Raw genomic sequence first — 14763 nt, 5'->3', positions numbered from 1 at the left:
CGGCGCAGCCGAAGACGTCCGGCATGTGCGTCCCCCTCACCCTAACCCTCTCCCCGGGGGGGAGAGGGGATCCTGCGGGGTGGGAGAGGTCCCGCTCAGAATACCCAGAGCTGTTCCGGCGGCAGGTGCAGCCAGTGGGTGCCGGCGGCCAGCGGGCGGCCGAAGGCGCGGAGCGTCTGGTCGCCGCAGCGGAAGACATGCTCCCAGTGGCTGCCGAGATAGACCGAGGTCTCCAGCTCGGCCGGAATGCGGTTCTCGCCATCCCCTCCCCCTGGGCCGTCCACCATCTCGACCTGTTCCAGGCGGATGACGCCGGTGGCCTCCTCCGACACGCCCTTGCCGGCGCGGTCCTTGCCCCACAGCGGGTGGCCGGACAGCTCGATGCGGGCGTAGCCGCCGCGCTTGTCCTGCACCCGGCTTTTGATCTGGTTGTTGACGCCCATGAACTCGGACGCAAACAGGCTGACCGGCTCGGTGTAGAGCTGTTCGGGCGTGCCGGCCTGGACGATGCGGCCGCCGTCGAGCAGGACGATGCGGTCGGCGATCGCCATCGCCTCGACCTGATCGTGGGTGACGAAGACGGCGGTCAGGTTCATCCGCTTGATCAGCGTGCGGATCCAGATGCGGGCCTCCTCGCGCAGCTTGGCGTCGAGGTTCGACAGCGGCTCGTCGAGCAGGATGACCGGCGGGTTGTAGACCAGCGCGCGGGCCAGCGCCACGCGCTGCTGCTGGCCGCCCGACATCTGGTGCGGATAGCGGTCGCCGAGATGGCCGAGCCCGACGCCGTCCAGCACCGCGGCGACGCGCTGCTGGAGTTCGGCCTTCGGCACGTTGCGCAGGCGCAGGCCGTAGGCGACGTTCTCGAACACCGTCTTGTGCGGCCACAGCGCGTAGGACTGGAAGACCAGACCGAGGCCGCGCTTTTCCGACGGCACGTTGAGGCCGGCGGCGGCGTCGAACACCGGCTGGTCGCCGATGGAGATGACGCCCTTCTTCGGCTCCTCCAGCCCGGCGATGGAGCGCAGCAGCGTGGTCTTGCCGCTGCCCGACCGGCCGAGCAGGGCGACGATCTCGCCCTGGGCGAAGGTGGCGGTGATGCCCTTCAGGATCTCGGTGCTGCCGTAGGACAGATGCAGGTCGTCGATGATGAGCTTAGCCATGGGAGCGTTTCCCAAAGAGCGACATCAGCAGCAGGCCGCCGCCGATCATCGCGATGTTGACGGTGGAGAGCGCGGTCACGAGGTCGACGGCTCCGGTGCCCCACAGCGAGACCAGCAGCGAGCCGATCACTTCGGTGCCGGGGGCCAGCAGATAGACGCCCGTGGAGTATTCGCGCATGAAGGTGACGAAGATCAGCAGCCAGCTGGAGAACAGCCCGACCTTGACCAGCGGGATCGTCAGGTCGCGCGACACCCGGCCGGGGCTGGCGCCGACGATGCGGCCGGCCTCCTCCAGCTCGGGGCCGATCTGGAGCAGCGCACCGCTGACCAGACGCATGCCGTAGGCGAGCCAGACCAGCGTGTAGGCGACCCAGATGGCGATCATGGTCTGGCGCAGCGGCGACAGGAAGGGCGTGAACAGGAAGACCCAGAAGATCGCCAGACCGGCCACCAGACCCGGCATGGCGCGGGGCAGCAGGACCAGATAGTCCATCAGCCTGGTCCAGCCCGACTGCCAGCGGTGGGCGGCGAGGTTCAGCATGGTGTAGACGCCGACCGACAGCGCTCCGCCGACGGACGCGATCAGCAGCGTGTTGACGATGCCGCGGGTGAGGTTGGGGAACTCCATCAGCTCGCGGAAATGCGCCAGCGTCAGCACGTCCAGCAGGTTGACGCCCTCGCCCCAGCTCGACACGAAGGCGCGCAGCACCAGACCGCTGATCGGGATCACCACGGTGAACAGCAGCCACGCGGTGATCATCGCCGCCGCCGGCCAGCGCCAGACGCCGATGGACACCGGCTTCTGCGCCGCGGCCTTGCCCTTCACCGAGACGTAGCGGTTGGCGGCGCGCAGCAGGAAGCGCTGGAGCGCCACCAGCGGCAGGGCGATGCAGATGATCGCCACCACGACCACCGCCATCAGCTGGTAGGACGGCGTGCCCAGCTTGTTGGTCAGCTTGTAGAGGTAGGTCGCCAGCACGAGGATGCCCTCGGGGTCGCCCAGCACCAGCGGCAGGCCGAACAGCTCGAATCCCAGGAAGAAGACCAGCACGGCGGCGTAGAGGATGTTCGGCATCACCATCGGCAGGCTGACGGTCAGCGCCGTGCGCAGCGGGCCGGCGCCGGTCATCCGCGCCGCCTCCTCGACGTCGGAGCCGAGGCTGCGGAGCGCCGACGAGGTGTAGAGGAAGACGTGCGGGACGTGGGTCAGGCCGGCGATGACGATCAGCGTCGTCTTGGAATAGAGGTACCAAGGCACGAAGCCGAAGACGCCCTTGAACCACAGGGTGACGAAGCCGGCCGGGCCGAGGCTGACCACGAAGCCGAAAGCCAGAACCACCGACGACACGAACATCGGCACGAGGATCACCGGCTCGATCCAGCGGCGGCCCGGCAGGTCGGTGCGGGCCATCAGGAAGGCGAGCATGGCGCCGACCGGCACCGCGATGGCGGTCATGCCGAAGGCGATGACGCACGAGTTGTAGAGGGCGTCGAAGAAATCCTCGTCGTCCAGAACGAACTCGTAGGCGCTGAACGTGAAGGCGGTCTTGGGCTGGAAGAACGGGCCGTCGAGGAAGCTCTGGTAGACGACCAGGCCGATCGGGGCCAGCACGGCAATCGCCATGGCGACGATCACCGCGATGCGCGTCGCGCGGTTCATGGGGGGATTTCCTTGAATTCGGCGGCTTTGGCGCCCTCCCCAGGGGGGATTCCCCCTCTCCCCCCCGGGGAGAGGGTCGGGGTGAGGGGGAGGCGTGGGGTGGATTTCGGGGGATGCGTGGCGTTTTCTGGCGAACTAAGCCACGCCGTGCATCCCCCTCACCCTAACCCTCTCCCCGCCTTTCAGCGAAGCTTCGCTTCGCCTGTCGGCAACGCGAGCTTTGCTCGCGTTGGGGGGAGAGGGGACTAAGCGCGGGGTCGACGGCGGTTACTTCCCCTGGAGGGCCTTCTGCCAATCCTTCAGGAACTTCAGGCGCTTCACCTGGTCGAGGTAGGTCAGCAGTTCCGGGCCGACATGGATCGGGCGCAGCGTGCTTTCCGGAATGCCGGCGGTCGGGTTGGCGCTCGCCAGATCGGTGCGGATCGAGCCCATGTAGCGGGCCTGCATCGCCTGCTGGCCCTGCTTCGACAGCAGATAGTCGAGGAACAGCTTGGCGGCGTTCGGGTGCTTGGCGCCCTTCGGGATGAAGGCGATGCGCGACATCACGATGGTGTAGTCGGACGGCAGCACGATGCCGAGCGACTCCGGGTCCTTGTGCTGGCGCTCGTAGACGTAGGAGCCGATCATGTTGTAGCCGATGGTGTGCTCGCCCGAGGTCAGGCGCTCGATCATCGCGCCCGAGGAGGTGTAGAGCTTCACCCCGGTCTGGCCCATCGCCTTGACCAGATCCCAGGTGTTCTTGTTCGCCTGCACGTCCTGGGTGATGTAGAGGAAGCCGACGCCGCTGCGCTCCGGATCGTAGGAGGTGACCTTGCCCTTGTAGGCGTCCGGCTTCTCGGCAAGCAGCTTGGCGAGGTCGGCGTGGGTCTTCGGCACGTCGGCGGCGGGCACCACGCGCTTGTTGTAGGCGAAGACGATGGGCTCGGCGGTGGTGCCGAAGGCCTCGTTCTTATAATTGGCCCAGTCGGGGATGCTCTTCGATTCGGGCGACGTATAGGACTGGGCGTAGCCGTCGTTGACCAGCTTCATCTGCAGGTCCATCGCCGACGACCACATCAGGTCGGTGGTGCCGGTGTTGGCCGCCGCCTCGCTGATGAAACGGTTGTACATCTCGGTCGAGTTCTGGTCGGCGTATTCCAGCTTGACCTTGGGATAGAGCGCCTCGAACCCCTTCAGGAGTTCCGACACGGCGGCCGCGTCGGTGGCGGAATAGATGCTGAGCGCGCCCTCCTGGTTCGCCGCCTCGATGATCTTGGCATAGGCGGGATCGTAGCCGGCGGGAACCGACTGCGCCTGGGCGGTGCCGGCGGTGAAGGCGGGCACGGCGACGGACACTGTGACGGTCAGGGCGGTCGCGACCAGAAGGGCCAGTTTGGTGCGCATCTCTTCCTCTCCTGCGGTTGGTTTCCACGGCATCGTTGCGGGCCGGGTTGGTTGGGCTTACAAGCGGATTTGCCGTGACTATAGGCAATCAACCTGTCGCCAATCTGTCGCGGATTAAAATTGTTGGTGGAACGGAACAGGTGCGGTCGGATGATGGCCCAGTCTGACGATAGGCGGCTCCCTTGCGCATCCTGATTGTGGAGGACGACGCGGCGCTGGCGCGCGGGGTGACGGGCGGGCTGAAGTTGGCCGGCTATGCCGTCGACCATGTCGCGTCGGGCGAGGAGGCGGTGCGGCTGGAGCGGGCGGAGCCCTATGGGCTGGTGGTGCTGGATCTGGGACTGCCCGACCTGTCGGGGTTCGAGGTGCTGACCCGCATCCGCCGCCGCGGCTCCACCGTGCCGGTGATGATCCTGACCGCGCGGGAAGCGGTGGCCGACCGGGTGAAGGGGCTGGACCTGGGCGCCGACGACTACCTGCTGAAGCCCTTCGACCCGGCGGAGTTCGAGGCGCGGGTGCGCGCCCTGGTGCGCCGCGGCCAGGGCACGCCGGTGCCGGAACTGGCCTGCGGCGCCCTGCGCTACGACCGCTCCACCGCGACGGTGACGCTGAACGGCCGGGTGCTGGATTTGCGCAAGCGCGAGCTGGCGGTGCTGGAGGGGCTGATCACCAGGGCCGGCAAGGTGGTGCCGAAGGACCGGCTGGCCGGCGAGGTGTTCGGCTTCGACGAGCCGGTGGCGCCGAACGCCATCGAGCTGTATGTCGCCCGGCTGCGCAAGAAGCTGGAGCCCGACGGGCCGCAGATTCGCACCATCCGCGGGTTGGGTTATCTGATGGAAAATGCCTGATGGCGGCCATTCGGGTGGGCCGGCCGGAGCGGGTGCCATCTCTGCGCCGCCGGCTGCTGACCCGGCTGCTGGTGCCGCTGGGGGCTCTGGCGGTCGGGCTGGGCGTCGGCGGGTCGGCGCTTATCCACGGTTTCGTGCAATCGACCCATGACCGGCTGCTCGCCGGCTCGACGCTCGCCATCGCCGAGAGGCTGGCGGTGGGGGACGACGACGGCGAGGTGACGGTCGACCTGCCGGCCGTCGCCTTCGGCATGCTGGAGAGCCAGGCCCGCGACAACATCTATTACAACGTCGCCCATGAGGGCGGGGTGATCACCGGCTATCTCGACCTGCCGCTGCCGGACATCGCGGCGATGCCGGCCAACGTCACGGTGTTCCGCGACGCCTCCTATCACGGCCATCCGGTGCGGGTGGCCGCCCAGGTCCGGCGGCTCTACGGCGTGCCGCAGCCGGTGCTGGTCCAGGTGGCGGAGACGACCGCGGGACGGCGCGCGCTGGAGGTCGATCTGCTGCTATGGCTGACCCTGCTGGAGGTGGCGCTGGTCGGCGGCAGCGGGATGCTGGTGTGGGGGGCGGTCGGGCGCGGGCTGGAGCCGCTGAAGCGGCTGCGCCGGGTGATCGACGCCCGGTCGGCGCGCGGCGTGACCGGGGGCGGGCTGGCATTGGTGCCGCTGCCGCTGGCGGTGGTGCCGGCGGAGGTGCTGCCGCTGGTGGTCGCCATCAACGGGCTGCTGGCCCGGCTGGACCAGTCCATCGGCACGATGCGGCGCTTCACCGCCGACGCCTCGCACCAGCTGCGCACGCCGCTGGCGGTGCTGCGCACCCATCTGGCCCTGCTGCGCCGCTACGGCACCGACAGCGCAGAAGGGCGCGCGGCGCTGGACGACGTGGAAGGAGCGGTGAAGCGGCTGGAGCGGCTGCTGGTCCAGCTGCTGGCGCTGGCCCGCGCCGACGAGGATTCGCCAGTGGTTCCCGCGGCCCCCGAGGTCGCCGACCTGATGCAGGTGGCGATGGAGGTCGCCGCCGAGCAGGTGCCGGCGGCGCTGGCCCAGGATGTCGAGGTGCGCTTCGAGGGCCCCGAGGACGGCAGCGCCCTGCGGGTCGCCGGGAATGCCGTGCTGGTGGGGGAGCTGCTGGGCAACCTGCTGGACAACGCCATCCGCTACAACCGGCCGGGCGGCACGGTGACGGTGCGGGTGGGGCGCCCCCAAGGAACCGGGCCGGTGATGGAGGTCGAGGACGACGGCCCCGGTATCCCGGAGGCGGAGCGCGGGCGGGTGTTCGAACGCTTCTACCGCCTGGACCGTCCGGGCGAGCCGCCGCGCACCGGCAGCGGGCTGGGGCTGGCCATCGTCCGCGCGCTGGCCGACCGGCTGGGGGCGTCGGTCCGGCTGGATGCCGGGGCCGGCGGCAAGGGGCTGAAGGTGACGGTGACCCTGCGGGCGGCGGAAAACGCTGCCGTTTCAGAGGCTTTGACAGCGGGTGGCGACCGGGGCTGAAGCGCTCGTCGCCTCCCTGTCCCCACCCCGGCCGCTGCCATGACAATTTTGTTAACCAGAGCTGCGCGGATATGTCGCCGGCTTCCATTGCCAGTTCGCAACTGCGGGACTATCTGACCGCTCCGCACAGCCTGTGCTGGCAACGTGTTGGAAGTAAATACAGTCCGGACCGCGGACGAATATTTTTTCCTCATCCCGGCCCGGCTCACGGAAGAAAGAAACGGCTCCCGGCGTCTATTGCCCAGGAGACCGCACAATAAGGGTCTGGCCGCCCATCGAACCGGGCGGCCCAAAGAGGTTAGGGAAAGGGTCTGTCGCTATGCTTTGCAACATCGTCACTGTCGCCTCGTTGGGCGTTCTTTTGCTGTCGGGTATCGGCTTCAGCGTCACCAAGGCGCCGAAGCAGGACCGCCAGCACGAAACCGACATGCCTCGCCGCATGGCGGACGAGAACATCATGGGGTGATGTGGGTTCTTTACTGTGACCGCCGGGCTTTCCGGCAGTCACGAAGGTGATGGGTAGTGCCCTCTCCTGCATGGGGAGAGGGACGGGGTGAGGGGAATCCGCTTCGAGGATCTCTTCGGCTGCGCCGAACCCCCTCATCCCAACCTTCTCCCCAGGGGGGAGAAGGGGTTCAGGTGTCGCTCGCAAGAGTTCTATTCACCGAGAATCTTATCCAGCGTGATGGGCAGGTCGCAGAGACGTTTTCCCGTTGCGTGATAAATCGCGTTGGCGATGGCGGCGGGGACGCCGACGATGCCAATTTCGCCAACCCCCTTGGCGCCGAGCGGGTTGACGATGTCGTCATGCTCCTCGACGAAGATGACGTCGATGTCGTGGACGTCGGCGTTCACCGGGATGTGATACTCTCCGAAATCGTGGTTCATGAAGCGGCCCAGGCGCTGGTCGGTCATCGATTCCTCCTCCAGCGCCATGCCGATGCCCCACACCACCGCGCCCAGGATCTGGCTGCGCGCCGTCTTGGGGTTGATGATGCGGCCGGCGGCCACCGCGCTGACCACGCGGGTCACCTGCACGGTGCCGAGATCCTCGTCCACCCGCACCTCGGCGAAGATGGCGGAGTGGGTGCCAAGCGCATGCTGCATCTGCGACTTGTAGTAGGGGATCGAGCGCGCCTCATCCTCCAGCACAGCCAAGTCGTTGGCCCGCATCACCTCGGTGATCGACAGGCGCCAGGACGGGTCGGCCTTGGCGATCAGGAAGCCGTCGGCGAAGATGAGGTCGTCGGCCTTCAGCCCCTTCAGCGGGCCGTCGTTCAGCCCGGCCGCCAGGCCGGCCAGCTTGTCGCGCAGCCGGTCGCAGACCGCCTTCACCGCGGAGCCGACCGACGACACCGTCCAGGAGCCGCCCTGCAGCGGCGCCATCGGCAGGTTGGTGTCGCCGAGCTGGAAGGACACCTTCTCAATCGGCAGGCCCAGGATGTCGGCGGCGATCTGCGTCATCGCCGTGTAAGTGCCGGGTCCGATGTCGGCGGTGGCGCTGCCGACCGTCAGCGTGCCGTCGATGCCGAGCCTAGCCGACGCCACCGCCTGCCCCTGCATGGCGTCCCACACGCCGGTCGCCATGCCCCAGCCGATCAGCTGCCGTCCCTCGCGCATCGAGCGGGGGGCATGGCTGCGCCCGTGCCAGCCGAAGCGTTCGGCGCCCTGTTGGAAGCAGGCGCGCAGCTCCTTGCTGGAGAAGGGCTTGCCGGTGTTGGGATCGACCTCGGTGTAGTTCTTCAGCCGCAGCTCCAGCGGGTCCATGCCGAGCTTTGCCGCCAGCTCGTCCATCGCGATCTCCAGCGCCGGGACGCCGATGGCCGCACCGGGGGCGCGCTGGTCAAGCGGGGTGTGGGTGTCCATCCGCGCCAGCTTGTAGTCGAGCCGGACATTGTCGCACTTGTACTGCTGGCCCGACCAGTTGACGACGACCTCGACGTAATTCTCGTTCTGCGAGGTTTCCTGCACCGCCTCATGGATGACGGCGGTGAGGGTGCCGTCCTTCTTCGCCCCCAGCGCCACACGCTGGAGCGTTTCCGGGCGGTGGCCGAAGCTGAACATCTGCGGGCGGGTCAGCTCGACCCGGACCGAGCGCTTCAGCGCGGTCGCCGCCAGCACCGCCATGAACAGCTGGTGCTGCGGACGCAGGCCCGAGCCGAAGGCGCCGCCGACGAAGGGGGAGATCACCCGCACCGCGTCGGTGGCGAGGTTGAAGACGTTACAGACATAGGTCTGGGTGTTGATCGGACCCTGCGTCTTGTCATGGATTGTCAGGCTGCCGTCATTGTGGTGGATGACGGTGGAGGCGTGCATCTCCATCGGGTTGTGATGCTCGACCGCCTGGGAGAAGTTCAGGTCGACGCTGACCTCCGCCTCGGCCAGCGCCTTGTCGGCGTCGCCGCGCGGCTTGGGCGGGGGCTGGAAGCCGCCCTTGTCCTTGCCGGGGGTGAAGGCGTCGGCCTTGGCCGCACGCAGGTCGGTCTGGTGTTCGTCCGCCTCGTAGGTCACATGGATCAGGCGGGCGGCGTAGCGCGCCAGCTCGAAGCTCTCCGCCACCACCAGGGCGATGGGCTGGAGCGCATGGTGGATCGTCGCATCGTAGAGCGGGCGGAAGGGCGAGCCCTTGGGCGCGTCGTCGTCCTTCCACTTGCGGTCGAACCAGGGCAGGCTCGGCCGGTTCTCGTGGGTAAAGACCTGGAACACGCCGGGAAGCGCCAGCGCCTTCGCGGTGTCGATGGCGAGGATGCGGCCGCGGGCGATGGCGCTGGAGACGATGTAGCCGTGGGCGAGGCCGGGCGTGTTGAACTCCGCGGCGTATTTGGCGCCGCCGGTCACCTTCAGCCGGCCGTCGACGCGGCTGACGGGCTTGCCGATCTGGGCGCCGGGGCGAGATTCGGAGCGGTCCAAAAGATCGGGGATGGTCGGTTTGGCGATCATGAGTGTTCCACTCCGGCGGCTTCGGCCAGCGCCCGGACGATGGCGCGCTCGGCAAGTCCGATCTTGAAGGCGTTGTGGGACTGGCCCTTGGCGTCGCGCAGCAGGATGCGCGCGGCCTCGCGGAAATTTTCCAGCGAGGCGGGCTTGCCGGCCAGTTCGGCTTCGGCCGCCGGGTCGCGCCAGGGCTTGTGGGCGACGCCGCCCAGCGCCAAGCGGGCGGTGCCAATGGTTTGCCCGTCCATCTCGAGGGCGGCGGCCACCGACACCAGGGCGAAGGCGTAGGAGGCGCGGTCGCGGACCTTCAGGTAGGTCGAATGCGGGGCAAAGCCTTCCGCCGGCAGGTCGATGGCGGTGATCAGCTCATCGGCGGCGAGGCTGCTGTCGATGTGCGGGGTGTCGCCGGGCAGGCGGTGGAAATCGGCGAAGGGGATGGTGCGCTCGCCCGTGGGGCCGCTGACGCGGACGACGGCGTCCAGCGCCGCCAGCGCCACGCACATGTCGGACGGGTGGACGGCGATGCAGCGGTCGCTGGCGCCCAGGATGGCGTGGATGCGGTTGACCCCGGTCAGCGCGCCGCAGCCGGTCCCCGGCTCCCGTTTGTTGCAGGGGGTGCCGGTGTCGTAGAAGTAATAGCAGCGCGTGCGTTGCAGCAGGTTGCCGCCGTTGGTCGCCATGTTGCGCAGCTGGGCCGAGGCGCCGGCCAGAATCGCCTTCGACAGCATCGGATAACGCGCCTGCACCCGCGCGTCATAGGCGGTGTCGGCATTGCGGGCGAGCGCGCCGAGGCGCAGGCCGCCGCCATCCAACTCCTCGATGCGGTCGAGGGCGAGGCGGGAGATGTCGAGCAGACGCTCCGGCCGCATCACGTCGGCCTTCATCAGGTCGAGCAGGTTGGTGCCGCCGGCGACGAACTTCACCGCCGCCTCGGTCGTCGTGCCGGGCTGGCCGGCGACACCGCGCAAGGCCGCATCGACGCTGCCGGGGCGGTCGTAGGAGAAGGCCCTCATGACGCGCCTCCGTCCTTGGATGCCGGCTGCGCGTCCATCACCTGCCGGATGGCGGCGACGATGTTGGGATAGGCGCCGCAGCGGCAGAGGTTGCCGCTCATCAGCTCGCGGATGTCGTCGTCGGACCTGGCGTGCCCCTCCTCCAGCAGGCCGGCGGCCGAGCAGATCTGGCCGGGCGTGCAGTAGCCGCACTGGAAGGCGTCCTGCTCGACGAAGGCCTCCTGCAGCGGGTGGAGTGCGTCGCCGCTGGCAAGGCCCTCGATGGTCGTCACCGTCCGCCCCTCCGCCATCACCGCCAGGGTCAGGCAGGAGTTGATGCGGCGGCCGTCCACCAGCACGGTGCAGGCGCCGCACTGGCCATGGTCGCAGCCCTTCTTGGTGCCGGTCAGGTCGAGATGCAGGCGTAGGGCGTCGAGCAGGCTGGTCCAGGGGGCGACGCGCAGGGTCTTGCGGCTGCCGTTGACGGTCAGACTGACCTCCATGGCGTCCGGCGGCGGCGCCGGCTGTTTTTGGGCGTGGCCCCGGGAGGCTGGACCTGTTGGCTGGGACATAACCGCTCCGACTGCTGGCAGGTGGTTCCGCGAAAGGGATTCAGGGGGGTCAACAGCACCCCGTCCGCCGCGTTCCGCCGGGACGTTCCGTCAGAAGGGGCGCTGTCAAAGAGCGGTGGCCGCCCCATCTGGTGCGGAGGAACGCATTCGAATCGCGGAGTCCCCTGTCATGAAACTGTCCGGTTCCTGCCGCTGCGGCGCCGTTCGTTTTACGCTGAACTCGCCGACGCCGGTCCCCTACATGCGCTGCTACTGCACCATCTGCCGCAAGAGTGCCGGCGGCGGGGGATACGCCATCAATCTCGGCGGCGATGCCGACACGCTGGAGGTCGAGGGCCGCGAGGCGGTGGCGACGTGGCGGGCGCCGATCGAGGACCCCGACCATCCCGGCCAGACCCACCTTGGTCCGTCCCACCGGCATTTCTGCAAGCACTGCGGCACGGCGCTGTGGGCGGAGGATCCGGCTTGGCCGGAATTGGTCCATCCCTTCGCGTCGGCCATCGACACGCCGCTGCCGACCCCGCCGGAGCGGGTCCACATCATGCTGGACTTCAAGGCGCCGTGGGTGGAGGTGCCGGACGGCCCCAATGACGTGCAGTTCGCCCGCTATCCGGAGGAATCGCTGGAGGACTGGCACCGGCGGCACGGGCTGCTCGACCGGTAGACACCGCGCGATGGCACGGTTGCTGGGGTGGCTGGCGCTGCTGGTCCTGCTTGCGCTGGGCGGGGCGGCGGCCGGGGTGTGGGCCGGGCTGATCGCAGTGCCGTCCCGCTACGACCCGTGGGCGCGGCTCGATCTGCGGGCGGAGCCGGACTGGCTGACCGGCTTCAAGCTGGCACGGCTGACCGGCGAGCCGGAGCAGTGCCGGGCGGCGCTGGGCGAAACGGGGCTGCGCTTCACCCCCCTGCCCGACCGCCCGTCGGACGAAAATTGCGCGCTCAGCGGCGTGGTGCGGGTGTCGCGCTCGGACATCTCCGCGCCGGGGGTGGCCTTCAGCAGCGGCTTCATCGCCACCTGCGGGCTGGCCGCCGCCTGGACCCTGTTCGAGGCGAACGCCCTCCAGTCGGCGGCGCAGCGGCATTTCGGGCAGAGGGTGGCGCGGGTCGAGCATCTCGGCACCTATGCCTGCCGCAACGTCTATGGCCGGGCGGACGGGCGGCGCAGCGAGCATGCGACCGCCAACGCCATCGACCTCGCCGCCTTCGTGCTGGCCGACGGGACGCGGATCAGCGTCTTGACCGACTGGGAGGCGAAGGCAGGCAACGGGGCGGAGGGGCGCAAGGCGGCCTTCCTGCGCGACCTGCGCGACGGCGCCTGCCGCTTCTTCGACGTGGTGCTGGGGCCCGATTACAACGAGGCGCACCGCAACCATTTCCACTTGGATATGGGCGCCTTCCGCACCTGCCGCTGACGTCCATCCGGTTCGGACTATATCTGCTGGGTGCGGCAACGATTCTACGAAAGAAAGGGTTACTGCAAGCCGGCTTTCGCTCCACCATCATAATAAAAATTGGCAGAATAAAAATGGGAGGAGGCCGATGTTGACTTTGCTTTATCGAAGCGATGCGGTGCCCCTGCTGCCTTTTTCGGCATTGGCGGACATTTGTGTGCGAAGCTCCACAAAGAATCGTCATCTGGGTGTGACCGGTTTCCTTGTTGAGCATGAGGGAACCTTCCTTCAAGTCCTGGAAGGCGAGCCGGATGCCGTGAACGGATTGTTCGGCCGCATTACGCATGACGAGCGGCACTGCAACATGGCGGTGCTGGGCCGGTGGGAGCGGCCGGGACGCGCCTTCGGCTTCTGGGCGATGAATTTCGGCCCGCTGGACGACCCGACCTTCTGGCAGGGCGAATTCGCCGAACTGCGCGACGGCGCAGCCTTCCGGCGCAGGAGCGGCGACGCCGAAACCGCGCTGGCCGTGCTGTGCCGCGCCTATGTCTTCGCCGGCACGGTGGCGGGCACCGACCCGGTGATCCGCGGCTTCGTCATGGGCTATCCGCCGGCAACGAGGCAACTGGTGAAGGTGTGAAAGATCAAGCCCCTGATCGGGCTGGATGGTTTGAATTGATCCCTTGACGGGACGCCGCCTGCTCGTGCCATCGTCGCCCTCGCCCGGCCCCCGAAGGCCCGCCGCCGAGGAGAACCCCGTCGATGACCGCCCTGCGGCGTCTGTCCGCCCCTGCCCTGGTCCTGGCCCTTCTGACGGCTCTGGTCGCCGCGAAGCCATGGATGCACCGCCATCTGGAGCCGTTTGTCGGTCCGGATCTCAGCAGCGGGTTCGACATCGTCGTCGCGTCTGCCGCCTGGCTGGTCGCCGCCTGGGGCGGGGCGCGCCTGATCGATCTGCTGGCGGCCGGCAACGGCGGGCTCGGCCCCGACGGCGCGCCGCGTCCGCCGCGCATCCCGCGGCTGCTCGCCGATTTGATGCGCTTCTGCGTCTATGGCGTCGCGGTGGTGGCAATCCTGGCCTTCGTGCTGGAACAGCCGGTGACCGGCCTGCTGGCGACCTCCGGCGTCGCCATCGCCGTGCTGGGCTTCGCGCTCCGCAACATGATCGCCGACATCTTCGCCGGCATCGCGCTGAACATCGAACATCCCTACCGCATCGGCGACTGGCTGGAACTGTCGCCCGGCGTGTCGGGGCGGGTGGACGAGATCAACTGGCGCGCCACCCGACTGATCGCCGGCGACGGCACCGCCATCGTCGTGCCGAACGGCATCGTCGCCGGCAGCCGCTTCGTCAATTACAGCCGCCCCAGCCCGGCCTTCCGCACCACCGTCCCCATCCTGCTGGACCAGGAGGTGCCGGTGGAGCGCGCCAAGCGCATCCTGCTGTCGGCCATGCTCTGCGCCGACGGCGTGCTGACCACCCCGCGCCCCGACGTGGTGGTGGAGGCGGTGACGCCCAACGGCATCTCCTATCTGGCGCGCTACTGGCTGGACGATTTCGGGCGGGTGGCGCTGGTGCGCGATTCCGTGCTGGCGGCGGTGGTGGGCAACCTCGCCCGCGCCGGGATCGAGCCGGCCCGGCCCAAGCAGGAAATCCGCCGCCGCCAGCCGGCATTGCCCGACACCGACACCCTGCGCCGCGGCCTGCTGCGCCAGACGGAGCTGTTCGACGCTTTCGACGACGACGAGGTCGACGCGCTGGCCCTGGCGATGCGGCAGATCCATGTCCCGGCCGGGTCGCCGGCCGTCCGCCAGGGCGATGCCGGAGAATCGCTGTTCGTCATCGCCGAAGGCGTGTTCGACGTGCAGGTCGCCGCCCCTGCCCCGGCTTTCGCCGCTCCCGCTGTCTCCACCGACGCGATGGACGGGCAGCGGGCGGGGGTGCTGCATCTGACGCGGCTGCGGCCGGGAGACCTGTTCGGCGAGATGTCGCTGCTGACCGGGCAGCCGCGTAGCGCCTCGGTGGTCGCCTGCACCGATTCCGTGGTGTTCGAACTGGCGCGGAGCCACCTCGATCCGGTGCTGCGCCGCCGGCCGGAACTGGCCGAACGGCTGGCCGAGCTGATGGCCGAGCGCCAGAGCCGGAACGCCGCCGAAACCAACCGCCAGCAGGGCGCCGCACCGCCGCCGGCGGTGGAATCGCAGGCGCTGCTGACCCGGCTGCGCGGCTTCTTCGGGCTGTAGATCGCTCACCGCACGGAACCTTGAGCCCTGCCAGCCGTTGTTCCACGCGGGTAGCGGTGGTGCAGTTCGGCCCTTTTTCA

General features: G+C 68.7%; 13 protein-coding genes. 7 read left to right on the top strand and 6 right to left on the bottom strand.

The genetic code is table 11. The features are described 5' to 3' along the window. Positions 1–95: 95 nt before the first annotated feature. The 3 genes from ABNQ40_RS16475 to ABNQ40_RS16465 form a co-directional block, all read right to left on the bottom strand. Positions 96–1160, bottom strand: a complete 1065-nt coding sequence (locus tag ABNQ40_RS16475; RefSeq protein ID WP_109051464.1) for an ABC transporter ATP-binding protein — start codon at positions 1158–1160, stop codon at positions 96–98. Beyond that, a complete protein-coding gene (locus ABNQ40_RS16470; RefSeq protein ID WP_109051465.1) occupies positions 1153–2820 on the bottom strand; it encodes an iron ABC transporter permease in 1668 nt (555 codons plus the stop codon). The genes ABNQ40_RS16475 and ABNQ40_RS16470 overlap by 8 nt, the downstream gene beginning before the upstream one ends. Before the next feature lie 267 nt (positions 2821–3087). Beyond that, positions 3088–4203, bottom strand: coding sequence for an ABC transporter substrate-binding protein (locus ABNQ40_RS16465; RefSeq protein ID WP_109051466.1), 1116 nt, complete (start codon positions 4201–4203; stop codon positions 3088–3090). A 182-nt stretch (positions 4204–4385) separates the two neighbouring features. Here ABNQ40_RS16465 and ABNQ40_RS16460 point away from each other — a divergent pair, with 182 nt between their 5' ends. The 3 genes from ABNQ40_RS16460 to ABNQ40_RS16450 all read left to right on the top strand — a co-directional run bounded on the left by ABNQ40_RS16460 (position 4386) and on the right by ABNQ40_RS16450 (position 7016). Then, complete coding sequence (locus tag ABNQ40_RS16460) at positions 4386–5051, top strand: response regulator transcription factor (protein WP_109051467.1); 666 nt, start codon at positions 4386–4388, stop codon at positions 5049–5051. Then, on the top strand, positions 5051–6550 hold the full coding sequence (locus ABNQ40_RS16455; protein WP_109051468.1) for a sensor histidine kinase: 1500 nt from the start codon (positions 5051–5053) through the stop codon (positions 6548–6550). Before ABNQ40_RS16460 ends, ABNQ40_RS16455 begins: the two co-directional genes overlap by 1 nt. A 319-nt stretch (positions 6551–6869) precedes the next feature. Beyond that, positions 6870–7016, top strand: coding sequence for a hypothetical protein (locus ABNQ40_RS16450; protein ID WP_167421730.1), 147 nt, complete (start codon positions 6870–6872; stop codon positions 7014–7016). A gap of 191 nt (positions 7017–7207) precedes the next feature. Here ABNQ40_RS16450 and ABNQ40_RS16445 read toward each other — a convergent pair whose 3' ends face one another. Genes ABNQ40_RS16445 through ABNQ40_RS16435 form a run of 3 tightly spaced genes read right to left on the bottom strand, consistent with a single transcriptional unit; the run spans position 7208 to position 10979 of the window. After that, positions 7208–9490, bottom strand: a complete 2283-nt coding sequence (locus tag ABNQ40_RS16445) for a xanthine dehydrogenase family protein molybdopterin-binding subunit (protein WP_199235412.1) — start codon at positions 9488–9490, stop codon at positions 7208–7210. Further along, positions 9487–10497 carry a xanthine dehydrogenase family protein subunit M gene (locus tag ABNQ40_RS16440; RefSeq protein WP_109051469.1) on the bottom strand — a complete coding sequence of 337 codons (1011 nt, stop codon included), beginning with the start codon at positions 10495–10497 and terminating at the stop codon, positions 9487–9489. The genes ABNQ40_RS16445 and ABNQ40_RS16440 overlap by 4 nt, the downstream gene beginning before the upstream one ends. Beyond that, positions 10494–10979, bottom strand: a complete 486-nt coding sequence (locus ABNQ40_RS16435; RefSeq protein WP_199235413.1) for a (2Fe-2S)-binding protein — start codon at positions 10977–10979, stop codon at positions 10494–10496. The genes ABNQ40_RS16440 and ABNQ40_RS16435 overlap by 4 nt, the downstream gene beginning before the upstream one ends. Before the next feature lie 238 nt (positions 10980–11217). Here ABNQ40_RS16435 and ABNQ40_RS16430 point away from each other — a divergent pair, with 238 nt between their 5' ends. From ABNQ40_RS16430 to ABNQ40_RS16415, 4 genes are all read left to right on the top strand, one after another. Beyond that, positions 11218–11712 carry a GFA family protein gene (locus tag ABNQ40_RS16430; protein WP_109051471.1) on the top strand — a complete coding sequence of 165 codons (495 nt, stop codon included), beginning with the start codon at positions 11218–11220 and terminating at the stop codon, positions 11710–11712. Between the two features lie 10 nt (positions 11713–11722). Then, complete coding sequence (locus ABNQ40_RS16425) at positions 11723–12460, top strand: extensin family protein (protein WP_199235414.1); 738 nt, start codon at positions 11723–11725, stop codon at positions 12458–12460. A 127-nt stretch (positions 12461–12587) separates the two neighbouring features. Continuing rightward, positions 12588–13079 carry a BLUF domain-containing protein gene (locus tag ABNQ40_RS16420; RefSeq protein WP_109051472.1) on the top strand — a complete coding sequence of 164 codons (492 nt, stop codon included), beginning with the start codon at positions 12588–12590 and terminating at the stop codon, positions 13077–13079. 122 nt (positions 13080–13201) lie between these two features. Next, a complete protein-coding gene (locus tag ABNQ40_RS16415) occupies positions 13202–14683 on the top strand; it encodes a mechanosensitive ion channel family protein (RefSeq protein WP_109051473.1) in 1482 nt (493 codons plus the stop codon). Positions 14684–14763: the final 80 nt, after the last annotated feature.

This window comes from Azospirillum sp. A23 (assembly GCF_042938965.1).
GTDB classification, from domain to species: domain Bacteria; phylum Pseudomonadota; class Alphaproteobacteria; order Azospirillales; family Azospirillaceae; genus Azospirillum; species Azospirillum melinis.
This window is presented reverse-complemented; position numbering and strand designations above follow the sequence as displayed.